Source organism: Bacillus sp. 205(2023) (genome assembly GCF_037027485.1).
In the GTDB taxonomy this organism is placed as follows: Bacteria; Bacillota; Bacilli; order Bacillales; family Bacillaceae; genus Bacillus; species Bacillus halotolerans.
Genome location: NZ_JAXCHF010000011.1, coordinates 46,842 through 62,153 on the forward strand (window position 1 = coordinate 46,842; position 15,312 = coordinate 62,153).

The 15,312-nt window shown below is 47.0% G+C and carries 16 protein-coding genes; 13 read left to right on the forward strand and 3 right to left on the reverse strand.

The annotated features are described in order from the left end of the window. Positions 1–8: 8 nt before the first annotated feature. The 9 genes from purC (at position 9) to purD (ending at position 9,823) form a co-directional block, all read left to right on the forward strand. The gene (purC, locus tag WA325_RS18855) at positions 9–734 is read left to right on the forward strand and encodes a phosphoribosylaminoimidazolesuccinocarboxamide synthase (RefSeq protein ID WP_202853376.1); all 726 of its coding nucleotides are present in this window, start codon (positions 9–11) and stop codon (positions 732–734) included. Beyond that, on the forward strand, positions 727–981 hold the full coding sequence (purS, locus tag WA325_RS18860) for a phosphoribosylformylglycinamidine synthase subunit PurS (protein ID WP_010333246.1): 255 nt from the start codon (positions 727–729) through the stop codon (positions 979–981). The genes purC and purS overlap by 8 nt, the downstream gene beginning before the upstream one ends. After that, entirely contained in the window at positions 978–1,661 is a 684-nt protein-coding gene (purQ, locus tag WA325_RS18865; RefSeq protein ID WP_202853377.1) for a phosphoribosylformylglycinamidine synthase subunit PurQ, read from the forward strand. Before purS ends, purQ begins: the two co-directional genes overlap by 4 nt. Further along, entirely contained in the window at positions 1,645–3,873 is a 2,229-nt protein-coding gene (purL, locus tag WA325_RS18870; RefSeq protein ID WP_227599322.1) for a phosphoribosylformylglycinamidine synthase subunit PurL, read from the forward strand. Before purQ ends, purL begins: the two co-directional genes overlap by 17 nt. Next, positions 3,849–5,279 carry an amidophosphoribosyltransferase gene (gene purF / locus WA325_RS18875; RefSeq protein WP_024120445.1) on the forward strand — a complete coding sequence of 477 codons (1,431 nt, stop codon included), beginning with the start codon at positions 3,849–3,851 and terminating at the stop codon, positions 5,277–5,279. Before purL ends, purF begins: the two co-directional genes overlap by 25 nt. Positions 5,280–5,379: 100 nt before the next feature. Continuing rightward, positions 5,380–6,420, forward strand: coding sequence for a phosphoribosylformylglycinamidine cyclo-ligase (purM, locus tag WA325_RS18880; protein ID WP_336184081.1), 1,041 nt, complete (start codon positions 5,380–5,382; stop codon positions 6,418–6,420). Then, entirely contained in the window at positions 6,417–7,004 is a 588-nt protein-coding gene (purN, locus tag WA325_RS18885; protein ID WP_059293371.1) for a phosphoribosylglycinamide formyltransferase, read from the forward strand. The genes purM and purN overlap by 4 nt, the downstream gene beginning before the upstream one ends. After that, positions 7,001–8,539 (forward strand): bifunctional phosphoribosylaminoimidazolecarboxamide formyltransferase/IMP cyclohydrolase, encoded by a 1,539-nt coding sequence (gene purH / locus WA325_RS18890; RefSeq protein ID WP_336184082.1) that lies wholly within the window; start codon positions 7,001–7,003, stop codon positions 8,537–8,539. Before purN ends, purH begins: the two co-directional genes overlap by 4 nt. A gap of 15 nt (positions 8,540–8,554) precedes the next feature. After that, positions 8,555–9,823, forward strand: a complete 1,269-nt coding sequence (gene purD / locus WA325_RS18895; RefSeq protein WP_336184083.1) for a phosphoribosylamine--glycine ligase — start codon at positions 8,555–8,557, stop codon at positions 9,821–9,823. 39 nt (positions 9,824–9,862) lie between these two features. On the opposite strand, the gene WA325_RS18900 is transcribed toward purD, so the two are convergent. Then, positions 9,863–10,285: an Lrp/AsnC family transcriptional regulator gene (locus WA325_RS18900; protein ID WP_024120450.1), complete on the reverse strand. Its 423-nt coding sequence runs from the start codon at positions 10,283–10,285 to the stop codon at positions 9,863–9,865. A 144-nt stretch (positions 10,286–10,429) separates the two neighbouring features. Here WA325_RS18900 and WA325_RS18905 point away from each other — a divergent pair, with 144 nt between their 5' ends. Further along, entirely contained in the window at positions 10,430–11,704 is a 1,275-nt protein-coding gene (locus WA325_RS18905) for an APC family permease (RefSeq protein ID WP_336184085.1), read from the forward strand. 14 nt (positions 11,705–11,718) lie between these two features. Here the strand turns inward: WA325_RS18905 and WA325_RS18910 are convergent, their stop codons facing one another. Continuing rightward, positions 11,719–11,952 carry a YgaP family membrane protein gene (locus tag WA325_RS18910; protein WP_105991280.1) on the reverse strand — a complete coding sequence of 78 codons (234 nt, stop codon included), beginning with the start codon at positions 11,950–11,952 and terminating at the stop codon, positions 11,719–11,721. A gap of 127 nt (positions 11,953–12,079) precedes the next feature. Here WA325_RS18910 and WA325_RS18915 point away from each other — a divergent pair, with 127 nt between their 5' ends. Genes WA325_RS18915 through WA325_RS18925 form a run of 3 tightly spaced genes read left to right on the forward strand, consistent with a single transcriptional unit; the run spans position 12,080 to position 15,161 of the window. Beyond that, positions 12,080–13,822, forward strand: coding sequence for an adenine deaminase (locus WA325_RS18915; protein WP_336184084.1), 1,743 nt, complete (start codon positions 12,080–12,082; stop codon positions 13,820–13,822). A 26-nt stretch (positions 13,823–13,848) separates the two neighbouring features. Beyond that, on the forward strand, positions 13,849–14,844 hold the full coding sequence (locus WA325_RS18920; protein ID WP_202853384.1) for a DUF3048 domain-containing protein: 996 nt from the start codon (positions 13,849–13,851) through the stop codon (positions 14,842–14,844). 2 nt (positions 14,845–14,846) lie between these two features. Next, entirely contained in the window at positions 14,847–15,161 is a 315-nt protein-coding gene (locus WA325_RS18925) for a YerC/YecD family TrpR-related protein (RefSeq protein ID WP_014479070.1), read from the forward strand. A 65-nt stretch (positions 15,162–15,226) separates the two neighbouring features. Here the strand turns inward: WA325_RS18925 and WA325_RS18930 are convergent. Then, on the reverse strand, positions 15,227–15,312 hold an 86-nt coding region (locus tag WA325_RS18930), incomplete at its 5' end, for an IS3 family transposase (protein WP_134980913.1).

Here is a 15,312-nt window from a genome sequence, read left to right on the forward strand (position 1 = left end):
GGCCTTCCGTGAATATTGCGAAGAATGAACTTTTATATGAAGGAAAAGCGAAAAAGATTTACAAAACCGACGACGAAAACACGCTGTATGTGGTGTATAAAGATTCTGCAACTGCCTTTAACGGAGAAAAAAAGGCGGAAATCAGCGGCAAAGGGCGCTTAAACAATGAGATCTCAAGCCTGATTTTCAAACAGCTTCACGAAAAAGGGGTTAACAACCACTTTATCGAGCGCATTTCGGAAACAGAGCAGCTCATTAAAAAGGTAACGATTGTGCCGCTGGAAGTCGTTGTCAGAAATGTTGTGGCAGGAAGCATGTCCAAACGTCTCGGCATTCCAGAAGGCACGAAGCTTGAACAGCCGATTATCGAGTTTTACTACAAGGATGACGCGCTGGGTGATCCGCTCATCACAGAAGATCATGTTTGGCTGCTGAAAGCGGCGACTCCTGAACAGGTAGAAACCATTAAGTCCATTACAAAAACAGTAAATGAAGAGCTTCAAAGCATTTTTGACGATTGTCACGTCAGATTAATAGATTTCAAGCTTGAATTCGGTTTAGATGCAGACGGGAAAGTGCTTTTGGCGGATGAAATTTCACCTGACACATGCCGCTTGTGGGATAAAGACACGAACGAAAAGCTGGACAAAGATTTATTCAGACGCAATCTGGGAAGCTTAACCGACGCATACGAAGAGATTTTCAAAAGACTGGGAGGCATTCATCATGTATAAAGTAAAAGTTTATGTCAGCTTAAAAGAAAGTGTATTGGATCCACAAGGGAGCGCTGTCCAGCATGCCTTGCACAGTATGTCTTACAAGGAAGTCGCCGACGTGCGCATCGGGAAATACATGGAGCTAACAATCGAAAAGTCTGACCGTGATCTTGACGTGCTAGTCAAAGAAATGTGCGAAAAACTTCTTGCGAATACAGTGATTGAAGATTACAGATACGAGGTTGAGGAGGTAGTCGCACAGTGAAATTTGCGGTGATTGTGTTACCTGGCTCTAACTGTGATATCGATATGTTTCACGCTGTAAAGGACGAACTCGGTCATGATGTGGAATACGTCTGGCACGAGGAAACAAGCCTTGACGGCTTTGACGGGGTGTTAATTCCGGGAGGTTTTTCTTACGGAGATTACTTGAGATGCGGCGCCATCGCCCGTTTTGCGAATATTATGCCAGCTGTAAAACAGGCAGCGGCTGAAGGAAAACCTGTTCTCGGCGTCTGCAACGGATTTCAGATTTTACAGGAGCTTGGCCTTCTGCCAGGTGCAATGAGACGCAACAAAGACTTGAAGTTCATTTGCCGTCCGGTTGAATTAATCGTGCAGAACGACGAAACATTATTCACCTCTTCCTATGAAAAGGGCCAAACGATTACGATTCCGGTTGCCCACGGTGAAGGGAATTTCTACTGTGATGACGAAACGCTTGCTTCATTAAAAGAAAACAATCAAATTGCTTTCACATACGGTTGCGATATTAACGGAAGTGTCAGCGATATTGCCGGTGTTGTAAATGAAAAAGGAAATGTATTAGGCATGATGCCTCATCCGGAGCGCGCGGTCGATGAACTGCTTGGAAGCGCCGACGGTCTTAAATTGTTTCAGTCTATCGTGAAAAATTGGAGGGAAACTCATGTCACTACTGCTTGAACCAAGTAAAGAACAAATTAAAGAAGAGAAAATCTATCAGCAAATGGGTGTCAGTGATGATGAGTTTGCATTGATTGAATCCATTCTTGGCAGATTGCCGAACTACACAGAAATCGGAATTTTTTCTGTCATGTGGTCAGAGCATTGCAGCTACAAGAACTCAAAGCCGATTTTGCGTAAATTCCCGACAAGCGGCGAACGCGTGCTGCAAGGTCCGGGTGAAGGCGCCGGAATCGTTGATATCGGTGATAACCAAGCGGTTGTGTTCAAAATTGAATCGCATAACCATCCATCAGCCATCGAACCGTACCAAGGCGCTGCGACTGGCGTAGGCGGCATAATCCGTGATGTCTTTTCAATGGGTGCGCGTCCTATCGCTGTATTAAACTCTCTTCGATTTGGTGAACTGACTTCACCGCGCGTGAAGTACTTGTTTGAAGAAGTAGTAGCGGGTATCGCCGGATACGGGAACTGCATCGGAATCCCGACAGTCGGCGGCGAAGTGCAATTTGACAGCAGCTATGAAGGAAATCCGCTTGTCAACGCAATGTGCGTCGGATTAATCAATCATGAAGACATCAAAAAAGGCCAGGCAAAGGGTGTCGGCAACACGGTCATGTACGTCGGCGCAAAAACAGGGCGGGACGGAATTCACGGCGCTACGTTTGCTTCTGAAGAAATGTCAGACTCGTCTGAAGAAAAGCGTTCTGCTGTCCAAGTCGGCGATCCGTTTATGGAGAAGCTTTTGCTTGAAGCATGTCTGGAAGTCATCCAATGCGATGCGTTAGTCGGCATTCAGGATATGGGAGCTGCCGGTCTGACCAGCTCAAGCGCGGAAATGGCAAGTAAAGCGGGTTCAGGCATTGAAATGAATCTTGACTTGATTCCGCAGCGTGAAACAGGCATGACTGCTTATGAAATGATGCTTTCTGAATCACAGGAACGGATGCTGCTTGTTATCGAGCGCGGACGTGAGCAGGAAATCATCGATATTTTTGACAAGTATGATCTTGAAGCGGTTTCTGTCGGACGTGTAACAGATGATAAACTGCTGCGCCTGACACATAAAGGTGAGGTTGTATGCGAGCTCCCTGTTGATGCTTTGGCAGAAGAGGCGCCCGTTTACCACAAGCCTTCTCAAGAGCCTGCTTACTACCGTGAATTTTTAGAGACGGATGTCCCGGCTCCTCAAATTGACGATGCGAATGAAACACTGAAGGCGCTCCTGCAGCAGCCGACGATCGCAAGCAAAGAGTGGGTTTACGACCAGTATGACTACATGGTGCGGACGAATACGGTTGTGGCCCCTGGGTCTGATGCGGGTGTTCTCAGAATCCGCGGAACGAAAAAGGCGCTGGCGATGACAACTGACTGTAACGCCCGTTATCTCTACCTTGATCCAGAGGTCGGCGGAAAAATCGCTGTCGCTGAAGCGGCGCGCAACATCGTTTGCTCAGGTGCAGAACCGCTTGCGGTTACAGATAACCTGAACTTTGGAAACCCGGAGAAGCCGGAAATTTTCTGGCAGATTGAAAAAGCGGCTGACGGCATCAGTGAGGCGTGCAACGTTCTCAGCACACCTGTGATCGGCGGAAACGTATCGCTTTACAACGAATCAAACGGCACGGCGATCTACCCGACACCTGTGATCGGCATGGTCGGTTTAATTGAAGATACAGCACACATCACAACGCAGTATTTCAAACAAGCGGGCGACCTCGTGTACGTCATCGGCGAAACAAAACCTGAGTTTGCCGGAAGCGAGCTGCAAAAAATGACAGAAGGCCGCATTTACGGCAAAGCGCCGCAAATCGATCTAGATGTAGAACAGGCACGCCAAAAGGCACTGCTTGACGCGATCAAACAAGGCTTTGTTCAATCAGCACACGATGTATCTGAAGGCGGCTTAGGCGTAGCGATTGCTGAAAGTGTCATGACGACGGAAAACCTTGGCGCTAACGTGACTGTTGAAGGGGAAGCAGCGTTATTATTCTCTGAATCTCAATCTCGCTTCGTCGTTTCTGTGAAAAAAGAACATCAAGCAGCGTTTGAAGCAGCTGTACAAGATGCGGTTCATATCGGTGAGGTAACAGCTGACGGACTTCTGAGCGTTCAAAACCAAGACGGACAACAATTGATTCACGCGCAGACAAAAGAGCTTGAACGCGCGTGGAAAGGAGCTATCCCATGCTTGCTGAAATCAAAGGCTTAAATGAAGAATGCGGCGTTTTTGGGATTTGGGGGCATGAAGAAGCCCCGCAAATCACGTATTACGGCCTTCACAGCCTCCAGCACAGAGGACAGGAGGGCGCGGGCATTGTGGCGACTGACGGTGAAAAGCTGACGGCACATAAAGGCCAAGGGCTGATCACTGAAGTTTTTCAAAACGGTGAGCTTAGCAAAGTAAAGGGGAAAGGCGCAATTGGGCACGTTCGGTACGCAACGGCTGGCGGCGGCGGATATGAAAATGTTCAGCCGCTCCTCTTCCGCTCTCAAAACAACGGCAGCCTGGCGCTTGCCCATAACGGAAACTTGGTGAATGCCACTCAGCTGAAGCAGCAGCTTGAAAATCAAGGGAGCATCTTCCAGACTTCTTCGGATACAGAGGTTTTGGCTCACCTGATCAAAAGAAGCGGCCACTTCACACTGAAGGATCAGATTAAAAACTCGCTTTCTATGCTGAAAGGCGCCTACGCGTTCCTGATCATGACTGAAACAGAAATGATCGTCGCGCTTGACCCGAACGGGCTTAGACCGCTGTCAATCGGCATGATGGGAGACGCTTATGTCGTCGCTTCAGAAACATGCGCATTTGATGTCGTCGGTGCGACGTACCTTCGTGAGGTGGAGCCGGGAGAAATGCTGATTATCAATGATGATGGCATGAAATCAGAGCGCTTCTCCATGAATATCAACCGTTCCATTTGCAGCATGGAGTACATTTATTTCTCAAGACCTGACAGCAATATTGACGGCATTAACGTGCACAGTGCACGTAAAAGCCTTGGAAAAATGCTCGCTCAGGAATCAGCGGTTGAAGCTGATGTCGTGACAGGCGTTCCGGATTCCAGTATTTCAGCGGCGATCGGCTACGCGGAAGCAACAGGCATCCCGTACGAGCTTGGGTTAATCAAAAACCGTTATGTGGGCAGAACGTTTATTCAGCCGTCTCAGGCTCTTCGTGAGCAGGGCGTCAGAATGAAGCTTTCTGCGGTGCGCGGTGTTGTAGAAGGGAAACGCGTCGTTATGGTGGATGACTCCATCGTGCGCGGAACAACAAGCCGCCGGATCGTAACGATGCTCAGAGAAGCGGGTGCGACAGAAGTGCATGTGAAAATCAGTTCGCCGCCGATCGCTCATCCGTGCTTTTACGGCATTGATACGTCCACACATGAAGAGCTGATCGCGTCTTCCCACTCGGTTGAAGAAATCCGTCAGGAAATCGGAGCCGACACTCTCTCATTTTTGAGTGTCGAAGGGCTGCTGAAAGGAATCGGCAGAAAATACGAAGACTCGAATTGCGGGCAATGTCTTGCTTGCTTTACAGGGAAATATCCGACTGAAATTTATCAGGACACTGTGCTTCCTCATGTAAAAGAAGCGGTGTTAACCAAATAAAACTTGAAAATGACATAAAGGCAGCGCAGTTTGGCTGCCTTTCTCTTTCTGCCCTTGTTCGGAGAGATATTTTGAAAAGCGCCTTAAAGGAGTGAATAGGATGTCTGAAGCATATAAAAACGCAGGAGTTGACATCGAAGCCGGATATGAAGCTGTAAAACGGATGAAAAAACATGTGGAGCGCACGAAAAGGCTTGGCGTTATGGGCAGCCTTGGCGGCTTTGGCGGCATGTTTGATTTGTCTGAGCTTTCTTATCAGAAACCTGTTTTAATTTCGGGAACAGACGGTGTCGGCACAAAATTAAAGCTGGCTTTTTCCATGGATAAACATAACACGATTGGTGTAGACGCTGTTGCAATGTGTGTCAATGACGTGCTTGCGCAAGGTGCGGAGCCGCTCTTTTTTCTCGACTATTTAGCGGTCGGCAAAGCGGACCCTGTGAAAATCGAGCAGATCGTACAAGGTGTTGCGGATGGCTGTGAGCAATCAGGTTCAGCCTTGGTCGGCGGAGAAACCGCTGAAATGCCTGGATTATATACAGCTGATGAATACGATATTGCAGGTTTCTCGGTTGGTGTGGCGGAAAAGGATGAAATCGTGACCGGCGAAAACATCAAGGAAGGCCACCTTTTAATCGGTCTGAGCTCCAGCGGCCTTCACAGCAACGGCTTTTCCCTTGTGAGAAAGGTGCTTCTGGACGATGCAGAGCTTGATCTCGACAAAACGTATGCGCCGTTTGAACGCCCGCTCGGCGAAGAACTGCTTGAGCCGACAAGAATTTACGTGAAGCCTGTGCTTGCGGCTGTGAAAAGCGGATTCATTGATGGAATGGCGCACGTAACAGGCGGCGGATTTATCGAAAATCTTCCGCGTATGCTTCCTGAAGGCTTAAGTGCGGAAATCGATCACGGCTCTTGGCCGATCCCGCCGATCTTCTCTTTCTTGCAGGAACATGGCAAGCTGAAAGAAGAAGACATGTTTAACGTCTTTAATATGGGCATCGGATTTGTTCTTGCAGTAAAAGAAGAACATCTCACCGAAGTCATCGGAACGCTTGAAAGCCACGGCGAAAAAGCCTATTTGATCGGGCGAGTGAAACATGGTGAAGGCGTTACATTCGGCGGTGCTGCACTTTCATGAAAAAGTTTGCGGTATTTGCATCCGGAAACGGCTCAAACTTTGAAGCCATCGTCACGCGTTTGAAAGAGGAGAACTGGGATGCAGCCGTTTCGCTCCTCGTTTGCGATAAGCCGCAGGCAAAAGTCATCGAGCGGGCGGAAAGATTCCAGATTCCATCCTTTGCATTTGAGCCGAAGTCTTATGAAAACAAGGCCGCATTTGAACGGGCCATTATTGAACAGCTTCATCTTCATGAAGCAGAATTGATCGTTCTCGCCGGCTATATGAGACTGATCGGTGATACGCTGCTTCAGGCATACGGAGGAAAAATCATCAACATCCATCCTTCCCTTCTTCCCGCTTTCCCTGGAATAGATGCAGTCGGACAGGCATACCGGGCAGGTGTGAAGGTTGCCGGGATTACGGTTCATTATGTCGATGAAGGAATGGATACAGGGCCGATCATCGCTCAAAAGGCAATTGAAATTACCGAAGATGATACATTAGAAACCATCGAACATCACATTCACAAGCTTGAGCACAAATGGTATCCGAGTGTGATTAAAGAGCTATTAGGATTAAATAACAGAGGTGAAAAGGCATGACCATTAAACGCGCACTAATCAGTGTTTCAGATAAAACAAATCTTGTTCCTTTCGTAAAAGAACTGACAGAGCTTGGCGTTGAAGTTATTTCAACCGGCGGCACAAAAAAGCTTCTTCAAGAAAACGGTGTTGATGTCATCGGAATTTCTGAAGTGACAGGTTTTCCGGAAATTATGGATGGGCGCTTAAAAACGCTTCATCCGAATATTCACGGCGGTCTTCTCGCAGTTCGCGGCAACGAAGAGCATATGGCGCAGATCAATGAACACGGCATTGCGCCAATTGACCTGGTTGTCGTCAACCTCTATCCATTTAAAGAAACGATTTCTAAAGAGAATGTGACGTACGAAGAGGCTATTGAAAACATTGATATCGGCGGACCTGGCATGCTGCGTGCGGCATCGAAAAACCATCAGGATGTGACGGTTATCGTTGACCCAGCGGATTACAGCCCTGTTCTGAATCAAATCAAAGAAGAAGGCGATGTTTCGCTTCAGAAAAAACGCGAGCTGGCGGCAAAAGTATTCCGCCACACTGCGGCATATGACGCGCTGATCGCTGAATATCTGACAAATGTTGTCGGTGAAAAAGAACCAGAGCAATTCACCGTTACGTTTGAGAAAAAACAATCGCTTCGTTATGGGGAAAATCCTCATCAAGAAGCCACATTCTACCAAAGCGCGCTTCCTGTCAAAGGATCTATTGCGCAAGCAGAACAGCTGCACGGCAAAGAGCTTTCTTACAACAACATTAAAGACGCGGACGCAGCTGTTCAAATTGTTCGTGAATTCACTGAGCCTGCTGCGGTTGCTGTGAAGCATATGAATCCGTGCGGGGTGGGAACTGGCGAAACGATCGCAGAAGCGTTTGACAGAGCGTTCGAAGCAGATAAAACATCGATCTTCGGCGGCATTATCGCGTTGAACCGTGAAGTGGACAAGGCAACAGCCGAAGCGCTTCATCATATTTTCTTAGAAATCATCATTGCGCCTTCATTCAGCCAAGAAGCGCTTGATATCCTGACAGCGAAGAAAAATCTCCGTCTGCTGACACTTGATGTGAAAGCTGCCGTTCAAAAAGAAAAACAGCTGACATCTGTACAAGGCGGTTTGCTGATTCAAGATTTAGATATGCACGGCTTTAATGATGCTGAGATCAGCATTCCGACAAAAAGAGAGCCGAACGAGCAAGAGTGGGAAGATTTGAAGCTTGCTTGGAAAGTCGTGAAACATGTGAAATCCAATGCGATTGTTCTCGCAAAAGATAACATGACAGTAGGTGTAGGAGCCGGACAAATGAACCGCGTCGGATCAGCGAAAATCGCAATCGAGCAGGCCGGAGAAAAAGCGAAAGGCAGCGCACTCGGATCAGATGCATATTTCCCAATGCCGGATACAGTCGAAGAAGCGGCAAAAGCGGGCGTTACAGCTATCATCCAGCCAGGCGGATCTATCCGTGACGGGGATTCCATTAAAAAAGCGGACGAGTACGGCATTGCCATGGTATTCACCGGCATCAGACACTTCAAACATTAAGGGGATGAAAACGACGTGAATGTATTAATTATCGGTAAAGGCGGAAGAGAGCATACGCTGGCATGGAAGGTGGCGCAAAGCAGCCTTGTTGATACGGTATTTGTCGCTCCGGGAAATGACGGCATGGCATCTTCTGCACAGCTTGTAAACATTGAGGAAAGCGACCACGCCGGGCTTGTCTCATTTGCAAAAGAAAATCAGGTCGGGCTGACCATTGTCGGGCCTGAGGTTCCTTTAATTGAAGGCCTTGTTGACGAGTTCGAAAAAGTCGGTCTTCGTGTGTTCGGTCCGTCAAAAGCCGCTGCGATCATCGAAGGAAGCAAGCAGTTTGCAAAGGATTTAATGAAGAAATACGACATTCCGACCGCAGAATACGACACGTTTACATCCTTTGAAAAAGCCAAGGCTTATGTGCAGGAAAAAGGCGCTCCGATTGTCATTAAAGCGGATGGACTGGCGGCTGGAAAAGGCGTAACCGTTGCGATGACGGAAGAAGAAGCCATCGCGTGTCTGCATGATTTTCTTGAAGATGAAAAATTCGGTGATGCGAGCGCATCTGTCGTGATTGAAGAATTTCTTTCCGGCGAAGAGTTTTCCCTCATGGCATTTGTCAAAGGAGAAAAGGTATATCCGATGGTCATTGCCCAGGATCATAAACGCGCGTTTGATGGTGACAAAGGGCCGAATACAGGAGGAATGGGCGCTTACTCTCCTGTTCCGCAAATTTCGGAAGACACCGTGCGTCATGCTGTAGAAACGATCGTCAAGCCAGCCGCAAAAGCAATGGTTCAAGAAGGTCGCTCCTTCACAGGCGTTTTGTACGCGGGACTGATGCTCACTGCGAATGGGTCGAAGGTCATTGAATTTAATGCCCGCTTCGGTGACCCGGAAACGCAGGTTGTGCTTCCTCGTATGGAATCTGATCTGGTACAAGTGCTTCTTGATCTTTTAGATGATAAGGAAGTTGACTTGAGATGGAAGGATACGGCGGCAGTCAGTGTCGTGCTTGCTTCAGAAGGCTATCCTGAAAGCTATGCAAAAGGCACGCCGATTGGCAGCCTGACAGCAAATGCTGATCAAGTTGTCGTCTTCCATGCCGGAACGAAAGCAGAAGGTGAAGAGTTCGTCACAAACGGCGGCCGTGTCGCCAATGTGACCGCTTTTGATGAAACGTTTGAAGCGGCACGAGACAGAGTGTACAAAGCCGTTGATGAGATCATCAAACCCGGCCTGTTTTTCAGAAAAGATATCGGAGCCCGAGCTCTGAAGGCTGCCCAAAAATAAAGTGAAGAAAAACCCGCAGATTGTGCTGCGGGTTTTTAGTTATACAAAAGCATGCCGGAAAGCGGAAGAAGAAAGCACAACAAGCGTGGTCGGTTTTCCGTGGGCCATTGAAGCGTCTATAAAATCTTCTAGACTATGCACAGATTCCGTCACCACTTTTGTCACATAGCTGTACATACCTGTAATCCGGTGGTTCTCTGCCACATCGGGGTGAGCTGCGGCAAAGGCGGCGTAGTGTTTGCAGCTTTTCGGCTCCATCAGGATAAAAGCAGTGACATGTTTGTTTAGCTTTTCATAACAGATATCAGCGCTGTACCCGGTAATGACCCCTTTGTCCTCAAGCTTTCTGACACGTTCCGCCGCACTCGGAGAGCTGAGTCCGACAAGCTTTCCTAATTCAACCATCGTTAATCTGGCATTTTGCTGCAAATGCGAAAGAATCTGTAGGTCTGTATCGTCCATTGGTATTGCTCCTTTATATGTTTAAGTGAATTGGTGAGAATTCCTTTTATTATGAGGAAATGTTGTTGATTTAGCTTAATTGTAGCATATGGGTGCCGTTTGTTTTTTTCTATAATTAAGCCATCAACATGAAAGGAGGCAATCATTTTGCCGGAATTGCAGCGTTCGATTACTTGGGTTCAAGGAGCGGCATTAACGATCGGGGCCGTATTAGGCTGCGGGATCTTAATCCTTCCGTCTGTCACGGCTGATGCCGCCGGTCCCGCTTCTGTATTGGTTTGGGGATTTATGTCTTTCTTATCATTTCTGCTCGTCGGCACACTGGCGCGCCTTGTCAGAATGGCGCCAAGCGCGGGAGGGATCACGGCTTATGTACAGCTAGCTTTTCGGCCAAAAGCCGGAGCTATGTTGGGCTGGATCATGCTGGGATCGGTTCCGATCGGTGTGCCAGTGATCGCTTTGACTGGCGCACATTATGTCAGCTACGTCACACAGGCTTCGGGTTGGCAGATTGCTTTCATTGCAGCAAGTATGCTGGCGATCTCCATTTGGCTTCATATCAGGGGCATTCAATTATCAGCAAACATCAGCATACTCGTCATCTGTGTCATTCTGCTGCTGCTTGTCATTTCTGTTGCTGTTTCACTGCCACACGTAAACGCAGCTGAATTTAAGCCTTTTCTGCCGCATGGCTGGTTTGCCGCGGGTTCTGTTTCTGTCATCATCTTTTTTTCTTTTGTAGGCTGGGAAATGATTACCCCGTTAGCTGAAGAGTTTACACAACCGGAAAAGGATGTTCCAATCAGTTTATTCTTGGCGGCAGCTTGTGTGGCTGTGCTGTATATCATGCTGTCGTTTGTCACTGTGGGCACTCATGCATACGGAGAAAAAGGAGAAATCGCATCTCTGACGATGCTCATATCAAAAGGCGCGGGGGATATTGGGGTATATGTAACGACTTGTTTAGCTCTTTTTATTACATTCGCCACCATTCATGCCAACATTGCAGGGTTTTCAAGAATGGTCTATGCGTTGGCGAGAGAAGGTCATATTCCCGGGTATTTCGGAAAGCTCAGTTATACAAAACATACACCTGTCCGTGTATTAACAGCGCTGGCTTTCGTGTTTGGTTTCGTTCTTATGGCAAACGGCATATTTCAAATTGATCTGACAACGCTCCTGAAAGGACCAAGCTCAGCATTCATCGCATCTTACATATGCACAATGGCGGCAGCGCTGAAGCTGCTGAACTGGAAGGATTCGGGCTGGTGGATGGCTTTGGGGGCGCTTCTTCTTTGTACAGTGATCTACTTATTTAGCGGCTGGGCTCTCTTGTATCCGGCTGCGTTTGCGGCTGTTGGTTTTTTCTATATGAAGACAAAGAGATATACTGAGAAAAAGCATGATCACGTTTTATGATCATGCTTTTTTGCTTACGATTCTTGATGATCCTGTCCATGGTTTTCACCAGAGCTGTTTTGAAACATATAGGTCACAGGGCAGAAACGCAGTATGCCTGAACCTGCCTTCATGGCGCCGATAAAGATGCAGAACAGATGCATTCTGCACCAAGGTTTTTTCGTATACTTGGCGCTGGCAGCTGACATAATTGTCAGTCCGCAGGCGATACGGAAGACGGCATTGATGAGACTGATGTTTGGTTTCATGAAATCTGCTCCTTTTACTTAAAAAAGTTTTTTAATCGAACCTTCAAAAATTTGTAACGTTTTTATCGTGCGTGATGGAGAAGGATGTGATAACATGAGTCTAATACATGTAAAGGAGAGTATGTGAATGTCCGAACGCACCTTTAACTGGAAAAACAAAGACATCAGGGCACAGGTTGATGTTGTAGACTCTAAGCTGCTTCCAACGCTCCTTTTACGGAATGCTCTCGTCTTAAATCCATATGTAAAACAATGGCTGAAAAAAAACATTTGGATTTATCAGGACCGTATTGTTTATGTTGGTCATGAACTTCCGGATAGAACCGAAGAAATTCATACGATTGATTGTGAAGGAAAATACATTGTGCCTGGCTATATCGAACCGCACGCACATCCTTTTCAAATATATAATCCCCAAACGCTGGCGGAATATGTGTCTCAGTACGGTACAACGACATTCGTAAATGATAACTTATTTTTGCTTTTGCAAAGCGGAAAAAAGAAAGCGCTTACTATTTTGAACGAGCTCAAAAAGCTTCCGGTTCAGTATTTTTGGTGGTCACGGTATGACCTGCAGACCGAGGTTTTGAACGAGGATCACGTTCTTCCGTTTGACGTCAGAAAGCAGTGGATTGAACATCCGGATGTCATTCAAGGCGGAGAAATGACAGGCTGGCCGCGTCTTGTAGATGGCGATGATTTAATGCTTCACTGTATGCAGGCCACAAAAAAACAGCGGAAACGCATAGAAGGGCATTTTCCCGGCGCTTCAGATAAAACGCTTACAAAAATGAAGCTGTTCGGAGCGGATTGTGATCATGAAGCCATGACAGGTGATGAAGTGATGAGAAGGCTGGAACTGGGCTATTATGTATCACTTCGCAATTCGTCCATTCGCCCTGATTTAAGAAACATATTGCAGGAGCTTCATGAAAAGGGTTTCCGCTACTACGACCACTTTTTTTACACAACAGACGGCGCAACGCCTAATTTCTATAAAGGCGGCATGACAAACGAGCTCATCCGAATTGCGCTGGAAGAAGGGGTTCCGGCAATCGATGCATACAATATGGCATCCTTTAATATCGCAAAGTATTACCAAATGGATGATTATTTAGGCGTTGTCGGGCCGGGAAGACTTGCGTCACTGAATATCCTTGAGGACCCGTTGCAGCCGAATCCGGTAACCGTTCTGTCAAAAGGCAAGATTCTGCGTGAAGACGGCCGTGATATGAATGCGTTTCCACATACGAACTGGAACAAAGGCGGTCTTGTCCCGCTTGAGCTTTCATATGATATGACGATGGATGATTTGCAGTTTTCCATGCCGATGGGCGTAAAAATGCGGAATGCGGTGATTATGGAGCCGTATATGATTGAGATCGACAACTCGGTCGAACAGCTTTCATTTGACCATGATGAAAGTTATTTAACGATGCTTGACAGACATGGGAAATGGCGCGTTAATACGATGATAAAAGGATTTGCGTCAAGTGTGCTGGGGTTTGTGAGCTCCTTTACGACGACGGGTGACATTGTCGCGATCGGAAAAAACAAAGCGGATATGCTGCTTGCTTTCTCCCGCATGAAAGAAATCGGCGGGGGAATTGTGCTTGCGGAAAACGGAAAAATCCTTCACGAAATTCCGCTTTCACTGTGCGGATGCGCTTCTTCGGAATCGTATGACATCGTGCTGGAAAAGGAACAGAAGCTGAGAGATCTTTTGACTGAAAGAGGCTATGAGTATTGTGATCCGGTTTATACGCTACTCTTTTTGCAAAGCACGCACCTCCCGTATATACGCATTACGCCAAGAGGAATCTTCGACGTGATGAAAAAAACTGTACTCTTTCCATCGATAATGCGTTAAAATATAAAAGAGCGGGGAGCCGACATATGAAAAAATGGATGACAGTTTGCGTACTGTGTTTCGCGTTTTTCCTGCTAGTATCCTGCCAGCAGAAGGACGCTGTCCCTGATCACACAAAGAAGCTGAAAGCTCCTTTGACGGGACTGGAGACTGAGCAGAAGGTGACTGAACGCAGGCCTGTTGCTGTCATGGTGAACAATCACCCGAAGGCGAGGCCGCAATCAGGACTGTCTAAAGCCGACATTGTCATAGAAGCGCTTGCCGAAGGTCAAATTACAAGGTTTCTGGCCATTTTTCAAAGCCAGATGCCTGAAACTGTCGGACCTGTGCGGAGTGCGCGGGAATATTTCGTCACTCTCAGCAACGGTTTTGACAGCATATTTGTCCATCACGGGTGGAGTCCCGGCGCCAAGGAGCAGCTGGAATCCGGAGCTGCCGATTATATGAACGGATTGGATTTTGACGGAAGCTTATTTTGGAGAGCTGATTTCAGCGAACCGCCCCACAATTCCTTCACGTCTTATCAGTACATAAAAAAGGCGGCGGAACAAAAGGGATATGAGCTCAAGCAGAAAACAGATCCAATGCTGTTTCAAACATCAGATGCAAAACCTGTAAATGAATCTTATAATATTCGGGTAGATTATGGAACAAAAAACGTTACAAATCTTGTCGAATACAACTATGATAAAAAAACTGAAGCTTATACGAGAAGCTCTGATGGTGTCATGACGACAGACCGGGAGACCGGAAAGCCGGTTGCAATGCAAAATATTTTCATTGTTGAAGCCAGCCATCATATTATTGACCAAGATGGAAGGCGTGACATCGACATAGAATCAGGGGGTAAAGGTCTGCTGTTTCAGCACGGAAACGTCATTGAAGCAGACTGGAAAAATGTAAACGGAAGAATTGTGCCGGTGAAAGACGGCAAATGGCTGCCGTTTGTGCCAGGAAAGACATGGATAAATATCGTGCCTGATCTCGATGCGGCTTCCATTAGTAAAGGAGAAGGTGTGTAACGATGCAAATCGATAAATTACGCGGCAAAGAACTGGACCAGTTATTTAACTCGATCTTATCGCTGAAAGACCTGGAGGAATGTTATCGGTTCTTCGATGATCTTTGCACAATTAACGAAATTCAATCGCTGGCTCAGCGCCTTGAAGTGGCGCGTATGCTCCGCGAAGGAAACACGTATCATAAAATTGAAACAGAAACAGGCGCTTCTACAGCGACCATTTCCCGAGTGAAACGATGCTTAAATTATGGAAATGACGCATATGAAATGGCGCTTGACCGTGTGAAGGAGAATGAAACAGAGTCTTCTTCCAAATAAAAATAAAAAACCGCCCTGCCGTCTGGGACTGACCCCCGTTTTTGAGACAGGGATCAAAACACCTTTTATACAGCCAATTGCCGATAGCTTATCGGTGATTGGCTGTTTAGTTTCGTTTGAATACGAATGTTGTTATAATAATAAATGTATT